The organism is Paenibacillus protaetiae (assembly GCF_004135365.1).
Lineage (GTDB): Bacteria > Bacillota > Bacilli > Paenibacillales > Paenibacillaceae > Paenibacillus_AP > Paenibacillus_AP protaetiae.
This window is the reverse complement of sequence record NZ_CP035492.1, coordinates 1,299,705-1,320,657: the sequence shown is the minus strand read 5'-3', so window position 1 is coordinate 1,320,657 and position 20,953 is coordinate 1,299,705. Positions and strand designations below refer to the sequence as shown.

The following is a 20,953-nucleotide window of genomic DNA, read 5'->3' as shown; positions in this document are numbered from 1 at the left end:
AAATGAAGAGACAAAATGAAGCCGGTCGGTTTATACTTGGATGTGGCAGCCGCAAGGCAGCCCTAATGCTTGACGCAAGATGAAGGAGGCAACATAAGAAGATGAACTTGAAAAAATTGGCGGCTGACAAAGCCGTTGAACTCATTGAAAACGGCATGACGGTTGGCCTTGGCACCGGTTCGACCGCTTACTGGGCAATTCATGGCATTGCAGACCGGATGAAGGAAGGGCTTTCCATTCGCGCGGTAGCGACTTCGGAAGCTTCGGATAAGCTGGCACGCGAGCTTGGCATTCCGATCGTTCCTTTTCATGAAGTTGACGTCATTGACATAACGATTGACGGGGCGGATGAAACGGACAGCCAGATGAACCTGATCAAAGGCGGCGGCGGTGCATTGCTGCGGGAAAAAATCGTAGCGGCAAGCAGCAGGCAGCTTATTATTATTGTGGACGAGTCTAAGGTGGTTGACCGTCTTGGCAAATTCCCGCTGCCTGTAGAAGTGGTGCCTTTTGCCGTGGAGCTGACACTCAAAAAACTGGCGAAGCTGGGCTGTGAACCGAAACTCCGTCTTACGGAAGACGGTTCTTTATTCAAGACGGACAACGGCAACTATACGGCAGACTGCTCGTTTGGCTCGATCAGCGATCCTGCGGGCTTGCATGATGAGCTGAACGCTATTCCGGGCGTAGTTGACAACGGTTTGTTTATCCGGATGGCCAGCCGTGTAATCGTAGGCAGCGAGAAGGGCATTTCCACGCTGTAAGCCGGCATTCGGCCCGCTAATCCAGCAGATTCGCCATGTCAAGCAGCAGGAGAAACCATCATGTAAACCGGTATAGGGAGGAATTTACGATGGATAAATTTCCGCGCAGCACACCGGAGGAACAAGGGCTAGCATCGGCTGCCATTACTGCATTTTTGCAATCGGTTCAAGAGCAGAGTCTGGAGCTTCACAGCTTTATGATCGTCCGAAACGGGTATGTAGTAAGCGAAGGCTGGTGGGAGCCTTACCGCTCCGAGCTGCCGCATATGTTATTTTCGCTGACCAAGACGTTTACGTCCACAGCCGTCGGCATCGCTTCCGATGAAGGGCTGCTGAATGTAAACGACAGCGTCATCGCTTATTTCCCGGAGCTGGCGAACGGGCAGAATTCCAGGCACGGACAGCCGCTGCGTATCCGGGATTTGCTTGTCATGGGAACCGGCCATGCGGAAGATACGATGCCGACGCCGGATGGCAGCTGGATTGCGGAATTTTTGAATAAGCCAAGTACATACGAGCCCGGCACCCGGTTCGCTTATCATAATGCCGCTTCCAATCTGCTGTCGCTTATCGTGGAGCGGGCATCCGGACAAACCCTGCAGCAGTATTTGAAGCCGCGCCTGTTCGCGCCGCTTGGCATTAACGGCGAGCTGTGGGATACGAATCCGGATGGTACAATTCCCGGCGGGTACGGGCTTCGCCTTTTGACCGAAGATATCGCCAAGCTTGGGCAGCTGTATTTGCAGAAAGGCGTATGGGAAGGCGAAAGAATCGTTTCGGAGGAATGGCTGGCGGAAGCGTCCGGCAAACAAATCTCCAACGGTGACGAGCCGGACAACGACTGGAACAGCGGGTACGGCTATCAGCTTTGGTGCTGCTATCGGGATGGCGCATACCGGTTCACCGGCATGTTTAATCAGCTTTGCTTGGTGCTCCCGGAACATAACGCTATTGTTGCGTTGACCTCCGCTACCCTTGATGAACGCCCGGTCTACGAGACGATATGGAAACATCTCGTTCCAGCGATGGCAGCCGTTCCGCTTGAGGCAGACGAGGCTGCGCAGCAAGAACTGCGTTCAGCGATTCAAGCACTGAGCTTGCGCCCAAGCGGATTCAATAATGCCGGACTGCCTGATCATTTGGCCGGAGAGCGCCGTTTTGCGCTGGAGGCCAACGAATTCGGCTGGACAGCTGTCAGGATAGAACCGGCAGGCGAAGGGGCCATGACGTTTTTGGCTGAAACAGCAGCCGGCGAGCATCGGATTACTGTCCGGGCAGATGGATGGACATCGGGCAGCTACGAGCAGGAATCAATCGCTGCAATTGGCGGATGGGATAATGGGGGCACACTGCACATTCATACCTGTCTCTTGACTACTCCGATGAGGCGGTCCGTTGCTGCCCGTTTTGAAGGGGAAAAACTTTCCCTTGTCATAACCGCCAATGTCGGCATGCAGGAGCCGCTGCAAATTACCGGTTATGAAGCGAAACCTGCAGGTGCTTCGAATTAACCGGCATTATACGGGGTAGGGGCAATGGGATAGAAAACTGTCTTTTGCGCTCTTCAGGCGCAAAAGACAGTTTGTTTTTTCTACAGCTATAGAAAAACATTGGGGAATGCTGCTGGCTGGAAGGTGACTGATTTGAACTACATATCCAAATATATACGAAAATACGGATTGCTTTTTATCGTATCCGTATTGCTGGTAACAGGCGAAGCATTTGTTGACCTGCTGCAGCCAACCTTGATGGCCCGGATTGTGGACGAAGGCGTGGCGCAAAAAGCGATGGACACCGTGCTGCAGCTGGGCGGCATTATGCTGCTTATTACGGCAGGCGGAGCGGTGTGCGCAGCCGGACGCAATGTGGTGTCCAGCTGGGTATCCCAAAACTTCGGCGCCGAGCTGCGCCAGGATTTATTCGAGAAGGTGCAGACGTTAAGCGTCAAAAATATCGACCGGTTTGATAAAGCGTCGCTTGTGACCCGGATGACCAATGACGTAACGCAGGTTCAGAACTTCATTAACGGCATGATGCGCATTTTTGTAAAAGCGCCGGTATTATGTATCGGCAGCATCATTATGGCGTTTCGGCTTAACCCGTATTTATCGGCGATACTGCTGGCGGTTATTCCGGTTGTCGGCTTGTTAATTTTTCTGAACATGAGAGTCGGTTTCCCTTTATTTATTAAGGTGCAGCAGGCGCTGGACGGATTAAACAGCGTGATGCGGGAATATTTGTCCGGGGTTAGGGTTGTAAAAGCTTTTAACCGCTTTGATTATGAGCAGGATAAATTTAATGGCATTAATAGTCAATTTGAGAAAAGGTCCATCTTCGCTCAGCGAATGATGGCGGTGTTCAGTCCCGGCGTATCTCTGGCGATGAACCTCGGCATTGTTGCGGTCATTTGGATTGGCGGCGACCGGGTAAACAGCGGGCATATTCCGGTGGGGCATATTATCGCTTTCGTCAATTATATGACTCAAATTCTGTTCTCGCTTACCACGATGACGATGATTATTAACATGTTCGTGCGGGCTAAAGCTTCAGCCGGGCGGATCGGTGAAGTGTTGAAGGAAACTAACATCATGCCGGATTCCGGCAGCCAGGCAAAACGGCCGGCTGTTACGGCCGGCGCATTGGAATTTAAGGATGTAAGCTTCTCGTACGGCGGCGAAGACAGCGAGCCGGTGCTGAAATCGATCAGCTTTACGTGCAAACCAGGCGAAACGCTGGCGATTATCGGCTCGACAGGTTCGGGTAAAAGCAGCCTGGTCAAGCTCATTCCGCGCTTCTACGATGTGACTTCGGGCAGCGTACTGGTCGATGGGATCGATGTGCGCGAGCGGTCGCCGCGCGAGCTGCGCGACAAAATTGCCATCGTGCCGCAGCAGGCGCTGCTGTTTACGGGCACGGTGCTCGAAAATATCCGGATGGGCAATCCGGACGCAACGCTGGAGGAAGTGAAGCAGGCCGCCGAGATGGCGTCTGCGCACGGGTTCATATCCGAGCTGCCGGAGCAATATGAAGCGATGATCGGGCAAGGCGGCGTCAATTTTTCCGGGGGGCAAAAACAGCGTATATCCATTGCGCGGGCGCTTGTCCGCAAACCGGACATTCTTATCTTAGACGACAGTACCAGCGCGCTGGACAGTAAAACAGAGGAAGAGATTAAGCAGTCAATTGCGCAATACGCCAGCGGGCTTACTTGCATTCTGATCGCACAACGGATCACGTCCGTCATGGGCGCCGATAACATTATCGTTCTGGATGACGGGCAAATTGCCGGAATGGGTACGCATGCGCAGCTAATGGAGAATTGCGCCGTCTATCAGGAAATTTATCGTTCGCAAATGGGAACGGAGGTGACCAGCCATGCCTAATGAACGCAGAGAGCAGCAGGGCGGGGAACCGCAGCAGCCAATGATTGGCCTGGGACCGAACCGCGGCGGCGCAGGTAGAGGCAGGCCGGTGCAGAAACCTAAAAATTTCAAGCAGACAATGCTGCGGCTATGGAGCTTTGTCGGTCCGGAACGGAAACGGCTTTCCTTTGTTTTTGCTTTTATTTTGGTCGGCGCTGCAATCGGATTGATTGGCCCTTATTTAATCGGCCGCGGTGTGGATGCAATGACCGGAGGCGAAGGGCAAGTCCAATTCTCACTGCTGCATACGGTTATCATCGCTCTTATTGCAGCGTATTTAATGGACGCTTCGTTTACCTTTTTGCAGGGCTGGTTTATGGCAGGCATCTCGCAGCGGGTTGTGGCATCTTTGCGCAGAACGCTGTTTGCCAAGCTACAGAAGTTGCCGCTTGTTTATTTTGATACACGGCGCCATGGCGAGCTGATGAGCCGCTTGTCCAACGATATCGACAATATCAGCACCTCGGTAACCCAAACTACGGCGCAGCTGATGGCAGGGTCGATTGCGCTGGTCGGCTCTTTGGTAATGATGCTTGTATTAAGCCCGCTTTTGACTTTGGCATGTCTCATTACCGTACCGTTAGTGTACATGCTCGCCAGAACGGTAACGAAACGGACCAGCAAGCTGTTCAAAAGCCAGCAAGCTTATCTGGGCCGCTTAAACGGGCAAATTGAAGAAACAATTTCCGGATTTTTGATCGTAAAAGCATTTAATTATGAAGAGACGGCGGTTAATGATTTTACCCGGGCCAATGAAGAGCTGCGCCAAACGAGCATTAAAGCGCAAATCTGGTCCGGCTTTATGATGCCGCTGCTCGCCGTCATTAACAACATCGGTTTTGCATCCGTAGCGATTGTAGGCGGCGTGCTGGCTGTAAAAGGCAACATAACCGTTGGCGTCATTGCCAGCTTTCTCAGTTACTCGCGACAGTTTGTCCGGCCTTTGAACGATTTGGCCAACGTATACAACGTGCTGCAATCCGGTATTGCGGGGGCGGAGCGTGTATTTGAAGTGTTGGATGAGCAGGAGGAGGAACCGGACGCGCCGGATGCTGTCGAGCTTCTCCAGCCAAAGGGGCTTGTTGAATTTCATGACGTGCAGTTCGGCTACCGCAAGGATATGCCGATTATTAAAGGCATTTCGTTCACGGCGGACGCTGGAACAAGTACGGCGCTCGTTGGTCAGACCGGTGCCGGCAAAACGACCATCGTCAACCTGCTGGCCCGTTTCTATGAAATAACCGGCGGCAGCATAACGATTGACGGCCGGGACATTCGTGATTACACAAGAGACAGCTTGCGGCGGACGTTCGGCATCGTGCTGCAGGATACGTATTTATTTTCCGGCACGATCAAGGATAATATGAAATACGGCAAACCTGACGCTGCCGACGAGGAGATTCGCGCTGCAGCCAGGATGGCGGGAGCGGACGGATTTATCCGGCGCCTTCCGCAGCAATATGATACGGAGCTGACTGAAAATGGCGGCAATTTAAGCCAAGGCGAACGCCAGCTGCTTGCGATTGCAAGAGCGATGCTTGCTAATCCTTCCATCCTCATTCTAGACGAGGCGACCAGCAGCATTGATACGCGCACCGAACTGCGTATTCAAGCCGCCATGCTTGAAATGATGAAAGACCGGACCAGCTTTGTTATTGCGCATCGGCTGTCAACGATCCGCAATTCCGATCAGATTCTCGTGCTGCAGCACGGGCAAATTGCCGAACGCGGTACGCATGGCGAACTGATGGAGCAGCAAGGAATTTACTCCGGCATGCATAGCGCGTTGACTGTCAGACCGGCGGAACAGCCTGAAGGCTGAACGAATTGACCAGCTCTGTCATATACAAGAAGTTACAGCTTACAGACGCCGTTATGTGATAGCAGCGACAAGGCATACAAAAAAAGGCTGCAAGCGTGCAGCCGTCAGGAAAGCGGGAATCCGTGCAGGGGTTCCCGCTTTTTATATATTTCCGCGAATGTGTACCTGCCCGGCGATTTACCCGACAACTTTCATTCTGTAATGATCTGGCAGCTTGCGCCGCATGGCTTTTTCGGACAGGAGGACCGATAGTTTGGCCTCTGCTCCTTAAGCGTGCAGTCAGGTTTTGCCAACGAGCACAGATAAAATTCCCGCAGCGATCAGCGGGCCAACCGGCACTCCTTTGAAAAAAGCAACGCCGATCACTGTGCCGAGCAACAACCCCGCTACAATCGTCGGCTCCCCGCTCATATAAGAAGCGCCGCGCCCGCCTAAATAAGCAACGCCGATGCCAACTGCAATGGCCAGCAGCGATTTCCAATGCAAAAAAAGCCCGCCAAGCGTATGCCAGTTATATTTGCCGCTTGCCAGCGGAGCCATGATGCCAATGGTCAGCACAATGATCCCGATCGTCAGGCCGTTTTTTTCGAGCCAGGGAAATACTTGCTGAAGCTTCGTCACACGAAGCAAAACCAGCACAAGCGCTGCAATGGCAACTGCCGAATTGCTGCTAATGATGCCAAGTGCGCCAAACGCCAGTAAAAGCAAAGCGGTCATATCCATCCGCAGTAAGCTCCTTTCCCATCCATGGTTCATTCTCCTGATCACGTTTTTACGTTCAGATGGTAGCAGTTCGTTTATTGGTTGTCAATTTTTACAATTTATTTTTTCGGAAGGAAAAGCCCTGTTCCTGTGCCATGACTCTACCAATTTGGTGTTATCTATCAAAATTTGCTATACTAGAGCAGACCCTGATTCATATTTTTGTGTGAAATGGGTTAAAATAACTATTTCAAAAATAGGAGATTAATAGAAATGAAACATTGGAGAAAAAAAGCAGCCGTAACGGCACTGGCTTTCACGCTGTTTAGCCCGCTGCCGGTTGCGGGAGGAAAAGTGTTTGCGGAAGGCCAGCCAGCCGTTACCATTTTGCTTGATGATGTGCCGCTTGCGTTTGACGCTCCGCCTGTGCTGGACAATGGCGTCACATTTGTTCCTTTCCGTGCGATTGGGGAGGCGTTAGGGATTAGCTTAAGCTGGGATAATGCGACACAAACGGTAAGCGCCACAGGCCAAAAGGGCGGACAGCCGGTTAGCGTAGCGCTGCAGGTCGGAAACGCTGCCGCGACGGTGAACGGCGCAAGCGTAAAGCTGCCTGCCGCCCCAAGAATGACTGCAAACCGGGTGCTGATTCCGCTTAGCTTCTTCAGTACGCAATTTGGCGCGAAGGTAGGGTGGACGCAGGAGACCAAAACCGTCACCATCGTATCGCCTGCCAAACCAGTTTATTTGCGCGCATTTTATGCAATTTCCTCATTTCAGGAGCGGGATTTGATCCCGGCGATGAATTCCGTAGCGTTCGGCTGGAGCAGAATTGATGAGCAGGGGCATTTTACAATGCAAGGCTCAGAATACAACTTGCCGGCTGCATCCGGGACGATAACGCCGGAGTCGATCATTGCCGATGCGGAAACGGGCGGTGTCCAGCCGTATTTGATGGTCTATTCCGGTGACGGCCATCAGGAGCTGACCACTATGCTGAGCAGCGTCCAGCTCCGTCAGGAATCCATTGACGGCATTGCAGCTGCAGTAGAAGATAAAGGGTTCGGCGGCGTAGTGCTTGATTTCGAAGGACTTGGTTTTAAGCTGGACAAGGATGAGCAGGCATCCTTGCTGAACGAATATGCGAAGCAGCTACGGCTTGCGCTGCCGGATGATACGTCGTTATCGCTTGCCGTACCGCCTCCCAACAGCAATTATAAAGGATACGATCATAAGACGCTGGCGGGCATCGCGGATGATTTGATCATTATGGCTTATCAGTATAATCCGGCCGGCACGTCGCAGCAAGTGCTGGAGCCGAACAGCAAAGTGCAGCAGGGCATTGAGCAAACCATCGCTGCAGGCGTACCGAAAGATAAGCTGCTGCTCGGCATTAACATGGCGAGCGAAACGCCTCAATCCATTGATGATAAGCTGGGGCTCGTGAAGCGTTACAATCTGAAAGGCGCTGCTTTCTGGCGGCTGGGCTTGTTCCGCGCTTATACGGATAACATGGTAGATGCTGTTAACGCATCGGTAACGAAGCTGCAGCAATCTTAAAAAGCAGGCAGAAATCAAACCGCTGATAAGGTTCAGCGGTTTGATTGTTTTTATTTGCCAGCAGCGGTTCCTCTTGTTCATCCCTCTGCCGAAGCAAAGCTCCGACCAAAGTCGGGTTTGGAACCATCCCCCGGAAGGTTGGTGAGGGGATGCGTATGGCGTAAACTAAGACTCAAGAACAATTACGACGGGTAATGAGGTACAGAGAGGAAGGAAGACATAATGAAATTGAGATGGGTTGTTGGGGTGATTCTGGTATTAATTGGTGTGGTAGCGCTGCTGCAAAACCAGTTTGGCGGAACGAAAAGCAAGGAATACGATCATACGCTGCGTTTTGACGGTAATCTTCAAGAGCTTGCAGTTGCCACGGACAGCCTGGGCCTTCAAGTGGACTTCGTGAAAAGCACGGACGGAAGCAATTCCATACACCTGGCAGGAAAGGCAAAACAGGAGATCATTGATCAGATTAATGCGGCTAAAGTGGAAAATGGACGGCTTAACTTGCGTCTGAAAGAAAAATGGCATTTTGGGCTGTTTGACTTCTCCGGTTTCAACGATAAGCAGATCATGACGGTGTCGCTGACTGACGAAGCGATGCAATCGCTTGAAACGCTCAAGCTGGTCAGTGATTCCGGTTCGGTTCGCGTAGCGGGGGAGCCGCTTTGAACGGCACGATTGAATCGGATTCGGGCAGCATTACGCTGGATGGGTTTAAAGGCCAGACGCTGTCGCTGAAGGCTGATTCGGGCAGCATCAAGCTGGATGGTTTTGAAGGCAACACCGTATCGTTCAAGTCCGATTCCGGCAGCATTAGCGCAGGAAATGTACATGCGGCGGTGACGGCTTCCTCCGATTCGGGCAGCATTACGCTGGATCATCTGAACGGTGCGGCGGATGTGAAATCGGATTCCGGCTCCATCCGGATGGTGAAGGACGACGGCGCTGGCGCCAATGTGAGAAGCGATTCCGGCAGCGTCAAAATCGAATTGCCGGCATCGTACGGCGGCACTTACGATTTGAAGTCCGATTCCGGCTCCATTCATAACCCGGAACCTGTCGGCACATCCGGAGAAGTCGTTAAGGTGCGTACCGACAGCGGCAGTATCCGGATTGAATTGTCGTCGTCAAATTAAGTCTCTATTCAAATAGGCGAAAGCCAATGCTAATCCGCGTCGACAAGCAAAGCCGTTCCTTCCTGGGAACGGCTTTGCTTGTCGGACGTCACATGAGATGGAGAGGACTGGCACACTGGGCTGATCCAGCCCAATCTTAGGGCTATTGTTTCGCGAAATGCGAGGAGAACGCTTTTATTCGATCCACGAAAATACCTTTCAGTGGATCTGTACCTTCTTTTGGCGCCGCATAAGCTTTATACCCGCCAAACGATTCGATGCAGACAGCGGCTTCCTTGAGATCGGCGGGAATGTTCCGCGTGATGATTTCGCCGGTCTCCTTAGCCTTCTCATTGCAAATAAAGTAGCCCATTTTTTTTAGAAGCAGCTCGGCATGGTTTTTTTTGATGAAGTCGCGAATCGGCTTATATATTTTACCGTCCCGAACCCCCGCGCCCAAAATAATGGAATCGAAATCCCCGATAGAAGGCTTGTCCGATTGAATATCGCATATCGCGCAATCCGGAATTTCTTCTGCCAGCACCTTAATGCATTGCGCCGTTGCGCCAGTTTTCGTAGCATAGATCAATAATACAGCCATCAAACTCATCCTTTGTCATTTGAAGTTTTTTTCGTATCGGCGTGAAGAGCGCGAATTTGTTCCTCTAGGACGCTGCTAGCCCGGGATAAAAATTGCGTAATAAGCGCAAGCTCTTCATCCGAATACGAGGTGGCTAGTTTGACCATTGCCGCGTGGAGCGACATGTACGTGCGGCTGATTTCTTCCTTATCCTCATAGATCGGAACGATGATCACTTTCCGGCGGTCATGGGGATCGGGCTGCCTGCGTACAAAACCGTTTTTTTCGAGCCGGTCTATTAACGAAGTTACACTGCCTGTTGTAAGCCCGGTTAGTCGGGATAGCTCGCCGGCGGTGACGGGGCCTTTTTCGTGCAATATGTCGATGGATAAAAAATCATGGTTATACAGCCCCAAGGAAGCGGCTACCGTTTGCTGGTAAAGAACCGTTCTAGTCCCTAGTCCACGCATCTGTTTCGTAAGGTTTTCTTGGCTTGCCGTAGGTTGTTCCGGCCGATTGCTTGACAATTCAAAGTCCTCCTAAATTAACTTGATAATCAAGATACTTGATAATTAAGATATATGAATAACCAGAGGATGTCAAATCAAGCGGCTTGATAAGCAGCAGCCTCGGAGCGGACAATTGGACTCCATGATCCGAAGGGGTTAATCTGCATAATCAGACAAGCGCCATCCTTTTATTCCGCAGCATGGCGGGCAAGGATGGCGCTTGTTTGATCTGTTTGTATAGTATAGCTGTCATGTCCTGCACTCAGACCGTTAAATCATTTTCTGATTGAATATGAATCGCTTCTTGGAGAAGGCGCTGGAGTAGAGCAGCAAAAACAGCGATCACCAACGAACAGAACATGATGATAAGTCCCATGAATCCAACAGGAGGGTCCACTTTTTTCGCTATAAAACGGAAGAGCGGCAAACCTGCGAGATACAATCCGCTAATTGCGATGGCGCAGCGCTTAATGATGTTTAGCGCTTTTACAGATAGCCCCGAGAACGCGCTGTTCACATCAATGTACCGTAAAAGATTAAAAGCCTGGTAGAGGGCAATATAAAAAGGCACTGCCGCTCCATCCATCACGATGAAAACAAGATATCTCAGGGGGCAAAATCCGGATATGCGTTTGCTGCAAAATTCGCTATAGGGGGCACTGCAAATATACACAAAGCAAGCACGGGTATGCCAGCCGCAATAATCATAGCCTTTAAGAAAACGGTTGAACCTCGCTTCATGTTCATGAAGACACCTCACTTGTTTAATGGCAATTTGATTTTAACAAAATATTTATCGTTATTCAATAAAATAATATTGTTTTGCATGATTTATTAGGTGCGTATCCTTTTCCATTTGAGACATAAAAAAGAAGCATTTCTTCTTGCCAAGAAATGCTCCTGCTTTATCACGGTAAATTTAAGAAGCTAACGGCGAATCCGCTCTGTGTACATCGCTTTCCGTCTTTTCTTTGGCTTCCGACTGTTCGGACCGCAAATAGAGCAGCAGACCGATAATAATAAGCGCGCCGCCGGCGAGCTGGAAGGAGCTGATCATTTCGCCAAACAGGAATATCGCAAGGATGCTTGACCCGACCGGCTCGGCAAGTACGCTCATCGAGACGGTTGCCGCTTTTACATAAGTCAGCAGCCAGTTGAATATCAAGTGGCCAAATACGGTTGGCACAATGGCGAGCAGCAGGAACAATACCCAATCTTTGGACGGATAGCCGCCAAACGGAATGCCTTGCACCAGATTGTAGCCGGCAAAGAAACAAAAGGTGATGCCGAACACGACCCAGCTGTACAAATAAGCAGGCACTTGTTCCATAATTTTTTTGGCGATCAGCATATTAACCGCAATGGCAACCGCGCTAAGCAAGGACAGGAAATCGCCCATAAAAGCGCGATGCGACAAGCCAATATCGCCGAAGCCGATGCCGACGGCGCCAACCAAAGCGATCAGCATGCCGAGCACGGCCTTGCGGCTGGAACGGTCTTTGTAGATAAAATAAGCACCGGCCATCACGAGGACGGGCTCCAGCGATAAAATAATGGTAGAGCTTGCGATCGATGTATAGTTTAGCGATGCCATCCACAGCAGGAAATGCAAGCCGAGGAACAGCCCTGCCAGTACGAGCAGCAGCCAGTTTTTTACGGAAACGTTGCGAACGGCAGGCAGCTGCTTCCGGCTGAAAGGCAGCATCAGCAAAAACGTAAACAACATGCGGTACATTCCTTGCACCGAGACGGGCGCGTCAGAATACCGGACCAGTATGGGCGCAAAGGAGATGGCAACCATACCTACAATTAAAGGTATAATCGGGTTAATCGGGGAGAAGCTTTCATTTTTAGTTCATTGTCCTTCCTAGATGTAATGGAGCCTACATATTGTACAGGTTCTGAAATGAAAGGACAAGTCATATCCGGCATAACGGCAGCTCGAGCCTGTTAACGGACAAGCGGCTCAGCTGGCCTGTGCATTGTGTATGGAGCTATAGGGCTCATTGCCGGAGGTCTGCAGCAGATGAAGCTTGTCCCGCAAAGCAAGATGAAAGCGAATGCTGTCAAGCAGTACGGCGTCTGCAAGCGACCGGGCTTCTTGAATCAACAGCTTTTTATGCTGGTCCGTGCTTCTCAAAAACTCAGTCATCCATAGGGTCAAGTCGGAAGACGTATTCATGTTGGGCCACGCTCCTTCTTCTTTTTACCTGCTTGACTCTAGTCTATGAAGGATTTGCTAATAGATTCCTAGAATTAACAACTGGCGCAATTCTAAAATAAAAGAAGCAAAGGAGAGCTGACCTGTGGATGTAAGATACCCGATTGGCACATTTGAGCATAAAGGGGATATAAGCGGCGAGCAGCTGCAGGAGTGGATCCGGGTGATTGCCGGACAACCTGCGAAGCTGAGGGAAGCGGTTGCCGGATTAAATGAAGAGCAATTGGATACGCCTTACCGGGACGGAGGCTGGACCATACGCCAGGTTGTGCATCATTTGGCGGACAGCCATATGAACTGCTATATCCGGTTCAAGCTGGCATTGACCGAAGATACGCCGGTTATCAAAACTTATGAGGAGCAGCTGTGGGCGGAGCTGGAGGACGGCAGAACGATGCCGGCGGAAGTGTCGCTCGTATTGTTTGAGCAGCTTCATGCCCGCTGGGAAGTGCTGCTGCATTCCTTAACGGCCGAACAATGGGGAAAAGCGTTCGCACACCCGGTAAACGGGCTTACGAGGCTGGATTACGCTGCCGGATTGTACGCGTGGCACGGCAATCACCACATCCGGCATATTACCGCGCTTCGCGAGCGGATGAACTGGTAAGCGATGAACAACCAAAAGCCGGCAGAGATCTGCCGGCTTTTGGTTTGCTGTTCAGGAGTGCATGTGGAATGAGCGGCAACCGGACAGGCCGGATATCGTCCTGTCCAACTGCTGCTACCGTTATCCGCGAACGGCGCCCGCCGCAATGGCCTGTGCACGCCGCTCGCGGAACAGCAGCCAGAACAGCATGGAAGCCGTCACATACAGAAGGCCGGTAATGCTGAAGGTGACGGCATATCCCCAATAATAACCGTACTTGTCGATCAGCCAGGACTGCACGGGCCCCATCGTCGCCCAGCCTAACATAAACGCGGTTTGCATGCAGGAATTGGCGATACCGCGTTTGTTGTCCGATACCCGGTCTATCAGGACGGCGGACTGGATCGGGTTGGCGGAGTTCATCAGCGCTTGCCGGAACAAAAAGCTGATCGAAGCAACAAGCAGCAGATGAGTAAAGCCGGTCAGCAGCAGAAACGGCAGCGACAGCACCTGGAAGATGACAATCGCTTTAATGTTGCCAACCTTGGCGACAAGCCTCGGCCCCATCAGCATGGAAGCAATGGTCATCAGCTGCCCGAGTGAAAGGAGCAAGCTCATCCCGCTGAGCGACACGGAAAACCGGTTGGTGAAATACAAGTTCAAATAGGGAACCACAAGCCCCGAACCAAAACCGATCAGCAGCTGAATCGCAACAAACTTGGCGATGAACAAATAATCGGAACATCCCGCCGAGCGGACAGCGGCCGGCGCAGCTTCGGCTTCGGCCGGAGGCTGCACCGGCTGCGATGCCGGTTTGCTATCTCGCAGAAACAGCAGCGGGATAAAGGCAGCCAGCGTAGCTATGCTGCCAAGCAGAAGCACAGCCTGCAGGCTGGCAGTCCGGTGTAACCCAAGCCCCTGCAGGCCGTCTGCAAGGACGCCCCCGCCCATGCTGCCAAGCACCTGCGCAGCCAGCGTGAGCGCCGAATAAAAGCTGAACAGCTTGAGGCGCATCGCTTTGCTTGTATTTTCGGCGAGAAACGGAATCGCCAATACTTGAAAGATGGAAGCGAATAAGCCGGACAAGACGGCCAGCGCCAAAAGCCCGCCTTCCGCTTCCAGGAACGACCGTCCGGCAAACACGATACCGCTGAAGGCGGCTCCGGCGGCGAGCAGTTTTTGGCGGCTGAACCGGTCGCCCATAAAGCCGATCGGGATGAAACAGACAGCAGTCGCCAGCGATTGCAGGCTGATCAGTTTCCCGTTCATCCCCCGCCATAACCAAGCTCCTGTATGTATAGATTGTAGAGCACGGAGAACATCCCGCTGCCAATTTGATAAAGAAGATTCGAGATTAAAAATAGCCGTACATGTTTGGGCCACTGATCAAATAGAAGCCGCTTTTGTCCCCATCTTGCCACGATGTTATCCCCCTGTTGTTCAGACAGCAATTGTTTCATTTTAACAGCATTCGGCTATTACCAAAAGCTCCACTAATACAACGGAAATACTATGAAAAAGAAAAACAGTTTACCGTTTCACACTAAAATTTGACAGTAATGGAAGTGTGTCGTACCCTTTTAACGAGAATGAAAGGAGGCTGGTTATGGAAACCGTTATCCGTATGGATAAAGTGATAAAACGGTATGGTGCGAAAACAGCTGTAAACGGCATATCGCTTCAAATCGGAAAAGGTGAAATATTTGGCATTGTTGGCCCAAACGGGGCCGGCAAAACTACTTTGATCGAGATGGCGGAAGGGTTGCGCAAAGCGGACAGCGGCTCCATTCGGGTGCTGGGCATGGATATAGCGGACCATGCAGCGGCAATTAAGGAGCGGATCGGCGTATTGTTTCAAGCAACCGCTATCCCTCCAAAAGCGAAAGTAGGAGAACTGCTTCGTTTGTTTAGTTCTTTTTATACAAGGAATGCGGATTTGCCGGCTGTCAAAAGGGCATTTGGGCTGGATGGCAAGGAGCACGCTTTGTACAAGTCGCTTTCGGGCGGCTGGAAGCAGCGGGTGGCGCTGGCACTTGCACTGATTAATGATCCGGAGATCGTATTTTTGGATGAACCGAGCATGGGATTAGACCCGTCTGCCCGCCGTGAAATGTGGAGCATGATACAAAGCATGAGCAGCGAAGGAAGAACGGTCGTCGTCACCACGCATTATATGGAAGAAGCAGAAGCGTTGTGTGACCGGGTGGCGATTATTGCAAACGGCACCGTAATGGCGGTAGATACGCCGGAACGGCTGAAGCAGCAGGTGAATGCGCCAAGGAAACTTCGTTTCCGTCACGAAGGGCAGCTCGGCAAGGAAGAGCTGGAGAAGCTTGACGGCGTGCTGGGAGTAGAGGCCGGACCGGGCATAACGGTATTGGAAACAGCCGATATGGATCAGACCTTGCAGCAATTGTTCAGGCTGGCGGACGAACAGGGATGGATCGTAAAAGGGCTTCAAATTGAACAGGCGTCGATGGACGATGTCTTTAACGAAATGACCCGGCTGGAAGGGAGGCTCGCTTAATGAACGCTTATTTGCGGCTTATTGCCTTTGATTTACGCCTTTATTTTCGCGATTGGATGACTATATTTTGGATATTGGTATATCCCGTTCTTATGCTGATTTTATTCGGTTCCTTGTTTGGCAGCCAGGAAGGGCTTCAGGAAGGCAAACGGTATATTGATGATTACGTCCCGGCATTATGCGTCATGAATGTCATGTCCGTATCGGTATTTACGTTAAATATTAATATGATCCAGTACCGCGAAAGCGGCATCCTCCGGCGTTTCCGCGTGACGCCAGTTAAACGGATGGCAGTGCTGCTGTCCCATGCGGTGCAAGGACTGCTGTTCGCGGTAACCGGGGGAATCGAGGTCGTCATTATAGCCAAGCTGATGTGGAATATTGACGTAACGGCAAGCGGGGTATGGCAACTGCTGCTGGCCATTGTGTTCGGAAGCATCGGATTTTTCAGCCTTGGATTCGCTTTGTCCGGGCTTACCCGTACGCCGGGGGCGGCGAGCGGACTTGCGATGGCGATCTTCTTCCCGATGCTGTTCCTGTCCGGCATTTCGTACCCGATTGACTATATGCCAAGTGTGCTGAAGGCTATCAGCGATTTTATTCCGATGACCTATTACGTGGAGCTTGCGCAAGGGGTTTGGACAGGTTCGTCGATGTTTGATTACGGCCTGAATTGGGGGGTATTGGCCGGAATGGCTGCCGCATTCGGTGCGCTTGCGGTCTTATTGTTCAAGTGGGAGAACCATTAATGAAGTATTTGTGATGCTCAGACAACAAGATGTTTAAGGAGCATCCAAAATGCCGATAAAAATAGTCATATCGGAAACGATAACGCCTTTAAGCTGCTGTTGTTTTACGGTATAATAAAGGGATTGGGTTTGTTTTGAAATCTTCTTTGTGTTGGAGGCGCCGTTACGATTGACTTCTTATCCTTTTGATTACGATCATTCACAGCCGTTTATGAAGCAGGCAAGCGATTGGATTGCCGATGTGTTTTACGATATTTTGCCGGAAGCCGGCTTTGAAACGCGGGACGAACAAATTTATATGGCGTTTCAGCTGGAGCGGGCGTATCAGGATAAACAAACGATTTTTGCCGAAGCGGGCGTAGGAACGGGCAAAACGTTTGTTTATTTGCTGTATGCGATTGCGTATGCCCGTTATACGAGAAAACCTGCGATTATCGCATGTGCGGATGAATCGCTTATCGAGCAGCTGGTGAAGCCGGAAGGCGATATCGCGAAGCTGTCCAGGCATTTGAATTTGCAGATTGATGCGCGGCTTGCCAAATCGCCGGATCAATACTTGTGCTTGAATAAGCTGGACGAAGCGAGAACGGACATCGGAGGCGATGCCGACCGGTTCCGCGGCATTTACGAAGAGCTGCCTGATTTTGTCCATTTTCCTGAAACGCTTCAATCGTTTTATCCGTACGGCAACCGGAAGGATTACCCGGATTTGTCGGATGAGCAGTGGGGCAAGCTGGGCTGGGACGTATTCCAGGACTGCCTCGTATGCAGCCAGCGCCACCGCTGCGGCCAGACGCTGTCGCGCGAGCATTACCGCAAATCGGCGGACCTGATTATTTGTTCGCATGATTTTTATATGGAGCATGTATGGACGTACGAAGCCCGAAAACGCGAAGGCCAGCTGCCGCTCCTGCCGCCGCACAGTTCCGTAGTGTTCGACGAAGGGCATCTGCTCGAGACGGCCGCGCAAAACGCGCTGACGTACAAGCTGAACCACTTCCAGTTCGAAAGCATCATTACACGCCTCCTGCAAGGGGAAGTGCGGGAGTCGTTTGCGTATACGATCGAGGATGCGATATCAAACAGCGAAGAACTGTTTAATTTGCTCGACCGGAAAGGCCATCATGTCATCGGCTCGGACCGGAAGGAATTTGCCGTGGATGCCGAGCTGCTGCGCGAGGTCGACCGGTTCCGGGCTTCCATTGCCAAGATTGAAGACGAGCTTGTATTTGAGAGCGGAACGTTTACGCTGGACGAATACCAGCTGAAGATTGTCGAGGAGCATCTCGAGATGATTCAGCTTGCCCTTGCTTTATTCCGGGAGCCGAAGCAGCTGATTTCGTGGGTAACGGAAGATAAAGACGGCACTACGCTTGTTATCATGCCGAAAAAAGTGAAGGAAGTGCTGCAGGAGCGCGTATTCTCGCAGCATATGCCAATCGTCTTTTCATCGGCTACGCTGTCTGTGGAAGGCTCGTTCGACTACATTGCCGCCAGCCTGGGCATCGAGCAATATTTATCGTTTTCCGTGGATTCGCCTTATGATTATGCGTCCAGCATGAAGGTGAATGTGCAGGCGGAAAGCGCGGTTTCGGCCAAAATGAAGCAAACGCTGGAGCTGCTGCAGCAGACGGGCGGGCGGGCACTGCTGCTGTTCCCGTCGCATGAGGAGCTTGCCGAGTTTAAAAGGGATGTGCATCTGTTCCCAGGTTTCGGCAGCTACCGGTTCCTGTACGAAGGTGAAGCGGAAATCAGCCATCTGATTTCCTCGTTCCAGAACGACGAGCCAAGCGTGTTGTGCGCGGTAACGTTATGGGAAGGGCTTGACATACCGGGGCCTTCCTTATCGCAGGTTATCGTATGGTCGCTGCCGTTCCCGCCGCGTGATCCGGTATTTGAAGCCAAACGCCGCGATGCAGCCGATCCGCTTCACGAGGTCGATATGCCATACATGCTGCTCAGGCTGAAGCAGGGCATCGGCCGCCTGATCCGTTCGCGCGACGACCGGGGGACGGTTACGATTTTTGGCAAAGAGCTTGCGGATCCGTCCATTCACAGCAAAGTACATCAGCTTTTACCACAAGGAGTTGAAAGGGTTACGTTATGAAAATTACCGAATACAGTGTAGAGCCGATTAAAGACCCGTTTGGCATATTGGAAGGAGCGCGTTACGAGTTTATCATCATCATTGACGTAGATGAGGATGACGAGCTTTATTCCGATAACGGCCTGTATGTCCGCGCCATCTACAGCGTGGCCGGCAATAAATCGGGCCTTGTCAAATACGAGCTTCACGAGAGGGGAACCGACGCTTATCTTGATTTCGATCTGGAGGACGATGAGGTCGATATCCTTGAAGCATTTTGCAAAGAGCATTTGGATACGGAAGCAGAATAACGGTTCGTGCTAAATGAGCGCAAATCATCCGGCGGCTGTCCTCGTCAAACGTTACTGGGGCCGGTCGCGGCAATGATTTGCGCTTATTTTGATTGGGGACCGGTACATTAAATTCATTACAGCTGTTACAAAAAAAGGATTATCGGGTGCGGAACAAGAAATTACGAGCAACAAGAGAACATCCGCAGGAGGCGTTACGATGGCAGACCGTTTGGAGGTTGCAACACTGCTGGAGCAGGACGTGCTTTTACATTTGTCATTGTTAAAAATGATTGAGTCTTACGAGCCTTGCCTGGATATACGGCTTGTGCAGGAAGACGGCGATTGGGGAGTGCTTCTGCTGCTGCCAACGGAGGTCGTGCCTTATGACCGTTCGGCTTATCCGAGCAGCCGGGTCATTGTATTTATCGCTTATTCATCCGACCGCATGTTTGAGAGGCTGGCCGGACAGCTGCCCGTGCAAGAACCCGCCGTTTACAAGCTGCAGTCCAAAAGTTACGCAGCTGCTATACGGCGGATTCGGCCGCTGCTCAAAATGAGGTCGTTTACATCCTATACAGTTAAACCTGGAGCGAAATTCGAAGCCGACAGCCGGGTGGCCGTTGAGCATTCGTTTCAAGAGCGGCTGATGCCGCTTTGGGCTTCCAACGGGTACGGAGCGGACGAGGTGCAGCGTTATTTTAGGAATGGCGCTTATTCCTGCTCCGTTTATGTAAACGGTGAACCGGTCAGCACCTGCCTTGTTTTTCCGAATTACAAGCATGTATGGGAAATCGGGGCAGTCCGTACGCTGGAGCAGTGGAGAGGCGCCGGTTTCGCTAAAGCGGCAGTGTCAACCGCGCTGCATCTTGTGCTGGCAGCCGGTTATACGCCGCGTTATTTGACGCTGGATACCAACGAGCCGTCCGTGCAGCTGGCGCAAGCGATCGGCCTGGTCCCGTTTATGACCATGGATCATTATCAATGAGCTGAAGAGGCAGCACAGGAGGAGCAGGCACATGCGGCCAAAGGCGTCAACTGCATGCCCTTCCGCAGCTGGAGCTGCGGGGCGAATGGAAATTAGCGCATCAGCCTCTTCAGCTTTGCTTCTGTCGTTGTGTCGGTGAGCGGCGTATAGACGCTGAACCTTAAGTCGCTGCCGCCTTGCACCTGCAGTGAAGTGAGCTGGAACAGCATTTTGCCGCCGCGGGCATGGCGGAATTCAAGCACAAGCTCCGGTGCGCTGCTTACTTTGCTTTGTTCCCACAACGGGAGAAAATCCGGATAGCAGGCGGTCATATCCGATATAAACGAGTCGTACCACTCATCCTCCACGTACTGCCCGTAATAAGAACGCAGGATGGCCAAATAATCGCTGACGTATTTTTCCCAGTTGACGGCAAGCCTCCGCAATTCCTTCCGTTCGAATAGAAGCCGGATCATATTTCGTTTTTCCGGCGGCACCTGTTCAAAATCAACAAAGACATGCGCGGCGGCTTCATTCCAGCCGACGATATAATATTTGCGGTCCGTAATAATGGCCGGGCAATATTTCAGCTCCTGCAAAATTTTGGCGAGCGGAGCGCTTAATTTGGGCGGCTCGTCTTTGAGGAGGCCGGCTGTGCCGGTTTCCAGCGCAAGCGAAAACATATATTTGCGTTCATCTGGCGTAAGCTGCAGCGCAACGGCGATACAATCCAAAACAGATGCGGACACTTTAATATCCCGCCCTTGTTCCAGCCAGGTGTACCAGGTCGTACTTACCCCTGCCAGCTGCGCGACTTCCTCGCGCCTGAGCCCTGGCGTTCTCCGTCTTGTCCCGGCGGGAAAACCGGCCGATTCGGGAGTGATTTTGGCCCGCTGCGATTTCAGAAATGCAGAAAGCGCGTGCAGGCGGATGTTCTGATTCATAACGGCTCCTTTCGCAAGCGATAGTTTTGTTGGCCGTTCCCGAGAAGCTAGCCTGTTACTTATTATACTAGGATAAACTACAACTTGTAATAGGATACTTGTCATGGCAAGA

At 51.7% G+C, this 20,953-nt stretch carries 19 protein-coding genes and 2 pseudogenes; 13 read left to right on the top strand and 8 right to left on the bottom strand.

The genetic code is table 11. From position 1 onward, the window contains the following. Positions 1-101: 101 nt before the first annotated feature. The 4 genes from rpiA (at position 102) to ET464_RS05860 (ending at position 6,008) form a co-directional block, all read left to right on the top strand. Positions 102-764, top strand: coding sequence for a ribose-5-phosphate isomerase RpiA (gene rpiA / locus ET464_RS05875; protein WP_129439076.1), 663 nt, complete (start codon positions 102-104; stop codon positions 762-764). 89 nt (positions 765-853) lie between these two features. Continuing rightward, a complete protein-coding gene (locus tag ET464_RS05870) occupies positions 854-2,275 on the top strand; it encodes a serine hydrolase domain-containing protein (protein WP_165279921.1) in 1,422 nt (473 codons plus the stop codon). A gap of 132 nt (positions 2,276-2,407) precedes the next feature. After that, on the top strand, positions 2,408-4,147 hold the full coding sequence (locus tag ET464_RS05865) for an ABC transporter ATP-binding protein (RefSeq protein ID WP_129444132.1): 1,740 nt from the start codon (positions 2,408-2,410) through the stop codon (positions 4,145-4,147). Beyond that, the gene (locus ET464_RS05860; protein ID WP_129439073.1) at positions 4,140-6,008 is read left to right on the top strand and encodes an ABC transporter ATP-binding protein; all 1,869 of its coding nucleotides are present in this window, start codon (positions 4,140-4,142) and stop codon (positions 6,006-6,008) included. Before ET464_RS05865 ends, ET464_RS05860 begins: the two co-directional genes overlap by 8 nt. Positions 6,009-6,287: 279 nt before the next feature. Here ET464_RS05860 and ET464_RS05855 read toward each other — a convergent pair whose 3' ends face one another. Beyond that, positions 6,288-6,731 carry a DUF441 domain-containing protein gene (locus ET464_RS05855; RefSeq protein ID WP_129439071.1) on the bottom strand — a complete coding sequence of 148 codons (444 nt, stop codon included), beginning with the start codon at positions 6,729-6,731 and terminating at the stop codon, positions 6,288-6,290. A 252-nt stretch (positions 6,732-6,983) separates the two neighbouring features. Between ET464_RS05855 and ET464_RS05850 the strand changes: the two genes are divergently transcribed. The 3 genes from ET464_RS05850 (at position 6,984) to ET464_RS20225 (ending at position 9,403) form a co-directional block, all read left to right on the top strand. After that, positions 6,984-8,270 (top strand): stalk domain-containing protein, encoded by a 1,287-nt coding sequence (locus ET464_RS05850; protein WP_129439069.1) that lies wholly within the window; start codon positions 6,984-6,986, stop codon positions 8,268-8,270. Positions 8,271-8,492: 222 nt separating this feature from the next. Further along, complete coding sequence (locus tag ET464_RS20230; RefSeq protein WP_244226688.1) at positions 8,493-8,936, top strand: DUF4097 family beta strand repeat-containing protein; 444 nt, start codon at positions 8,493-8,495, stop codon at positions 8,934-8,936. Then, on the top strand, positions 8,933-9,403 hold the full coding sequence (locus tag ET464_RS20225; RefSeq protein WP_244226687.1) for a DUF4097 family beta strand repeat-containing protein: 471 nt from the start codon (positions 8,933-8,935) through the stop codon (positions 9,401-9,403). Before ET464_RS20230 ends, ET464_RS20225 begins: the two co-directional genes overlap by 4 nt. Positions 9,404-9,545: 142 nt before the next feature. Here ET464_RS20225 and ET464_RS05840 read toward each other — a convergent pair whose 3' ends face one another. The 5 genes and pseudogenes from ET464_RS05840 to ET464_RS05820 all read right to left on the bottom strand — a co-directional run bounded on the left by ET464_RS05840 (position 9,546) and on the right by ET464_RS05820 (position 12,653). After that, positions 9,546-9,983, bottom strand: a complete 438-nt coding sequence (locus ET464_RS05840; protein ID WP_129439068.1) for a flavodoxin domain-containing protein — start codon at positions 9,981-9,983, stop codon at positions 9,546-9,548. Between the two features lie 5 nt (positions 9,984-9,988). Next, positions 9,989-10,489: a MarR family winged helix-turn-helix transcriptional regulator gene (locus ET464_RS05835; protein ID WP_129439066.1), complete on the bottom strand. Its 501-nt coding sequence runs from the start codon at positions 10,487-10,489 to the stop codon at positions 9,989-9,991. A gap of 244 nt (positions 10,490-10,733) precedes the next feature. After that, a pseudogene (locus tag ET464_RS05830) lies at positions 10,734-11,212 on the bottom strand (DUF2975 domain-containing protein). Between the two features lie 178 nt (positions 11,213-11,390). Further along, complete coding sequence (locus ET464_RS05825; RefSeq protein ID WP_129439065.1) at positions 11,391-12,272, bottom strand: DMT family transporter; 882 nt, start codon at positions 12,270-12,272, stop codon at positions 11,391-11,393. Positions 12,273-12,437: 165 nt separating this feature from the next. Continuing rightward, positions 12,438-12,653: a hypothetical protein gene (locus ET464_RS05820; protein ID WP_129439063.1), complete on the bottom strand. Its 216-nt coding sequence runs from the start codon at positions 12,651-12,653 to the stop codon at positions 12,438-12,440. Positions 12,654-12,777: 124 nt separating this feature from the next. Here ET464_RS05820 and ET464_RS05815 point away from each other — a divergent pair, with 124 nt between their 5' ends. Beyond that, a complete protein-coding gene (locus ET464_RS05815; protein ID WP_129439061.1) occupies positions 12,778-13,299 on the top strand; it encodes a YfiT family bacillithiol transferase in 522 nt (173 codons plus the stop codon). 120 nt (positions 13,300-13,419) lie between these two features. Here ET464_RS05815 and ET464_RS05810 read toward each other — a convergent pair. Then, positions 13,420-14,738 (bottom strand): annotated as a pseudogene (locus tag ET464_RS05810) (MFS transporter). Positions 14,739-14,884: 146 nt separating this feature from the next. Here ET464_RS05810 and ET464_RS05805 point away from each other — a divergent pair. From ET464_RS05805 to ET464_RS05785, 5 genes are all read left to right on the top strand, one after another. Further along, entirely contained in the window at positions 14,885-15,805 is a 921-nt protein-coding gene (locus ET464_RS05805) for an ABC transporter ATP-binding protein (RefSeq protein ID WP_129439059.1), read from the top strand. After that, positions 15,805-16,554, top strand: a complete 750-nt coding sequence (locus tag ET464_RS05800) for an ABC transporter permease (RefSeq protein WP_129439057.1) — start codon at positions 15,805-15,807, stop codon at positions 16,552-16,554. The genes ET464_RS05805 and ET464_RS05800 overlap by 1 nt, the downstream gene beginning before the upstream one ends. Before the next feature lie 169 nt (positions 16,555-16,723). Beyond that, positions 16,724-18,661 (top strand): ATP-dependent DNA helicase, encoded by a 1,938-nt coding sequence (locus ET464_RS05795; protein WP_129439055.1) that lies wholly within the window; start codon positions 16,724-16,726, stop codon positions 18,659-18,661. Further along, a complete protein-coding gene (locus ET464_RS05790) occupies positions 18,658-18,951 on the top strand; it encodes a DUF6509 family protein (RefSeq protein ID WP_129439053.1) in 294 nt (97 codons plus the stop codon). The genes ET464_RS05795 and ET464_RS05790 overlap by 4 nt, the downstream gene beginning before the upstream one ends. A gap of 199 nt (positions 18,952-19,150) precedes the next feature. Continuing rightward, entirely contained in the window at positions 19,151-19,918 is a 768-nt protein-coding gene (locus tag ET464_RS05785; RefSeq protein ID WP_129439051.1) for a GNAT family N-acetyltransferase, read from the top strand. A 92-nt stretch (positions 19,919-20,010) separates the two neighbouring features. Here ET464_RS05785 and ET464_RS05780 read toward each other — a convergent pair whose 3' ends face one another. Continuing rightward, complete coding sequence (locus ET464_RS05780) at positions 20,011-20,841, bottom strand: helix-turn-helix transcriptional regulator (RefSeq protein ID WP_129439049.1); 831 nt, start codon at positions 20,839-20,841, stop codon at positions 20,011-20,013. Positions 20,842-20,953: the final 112 nt, after the last annotated feature.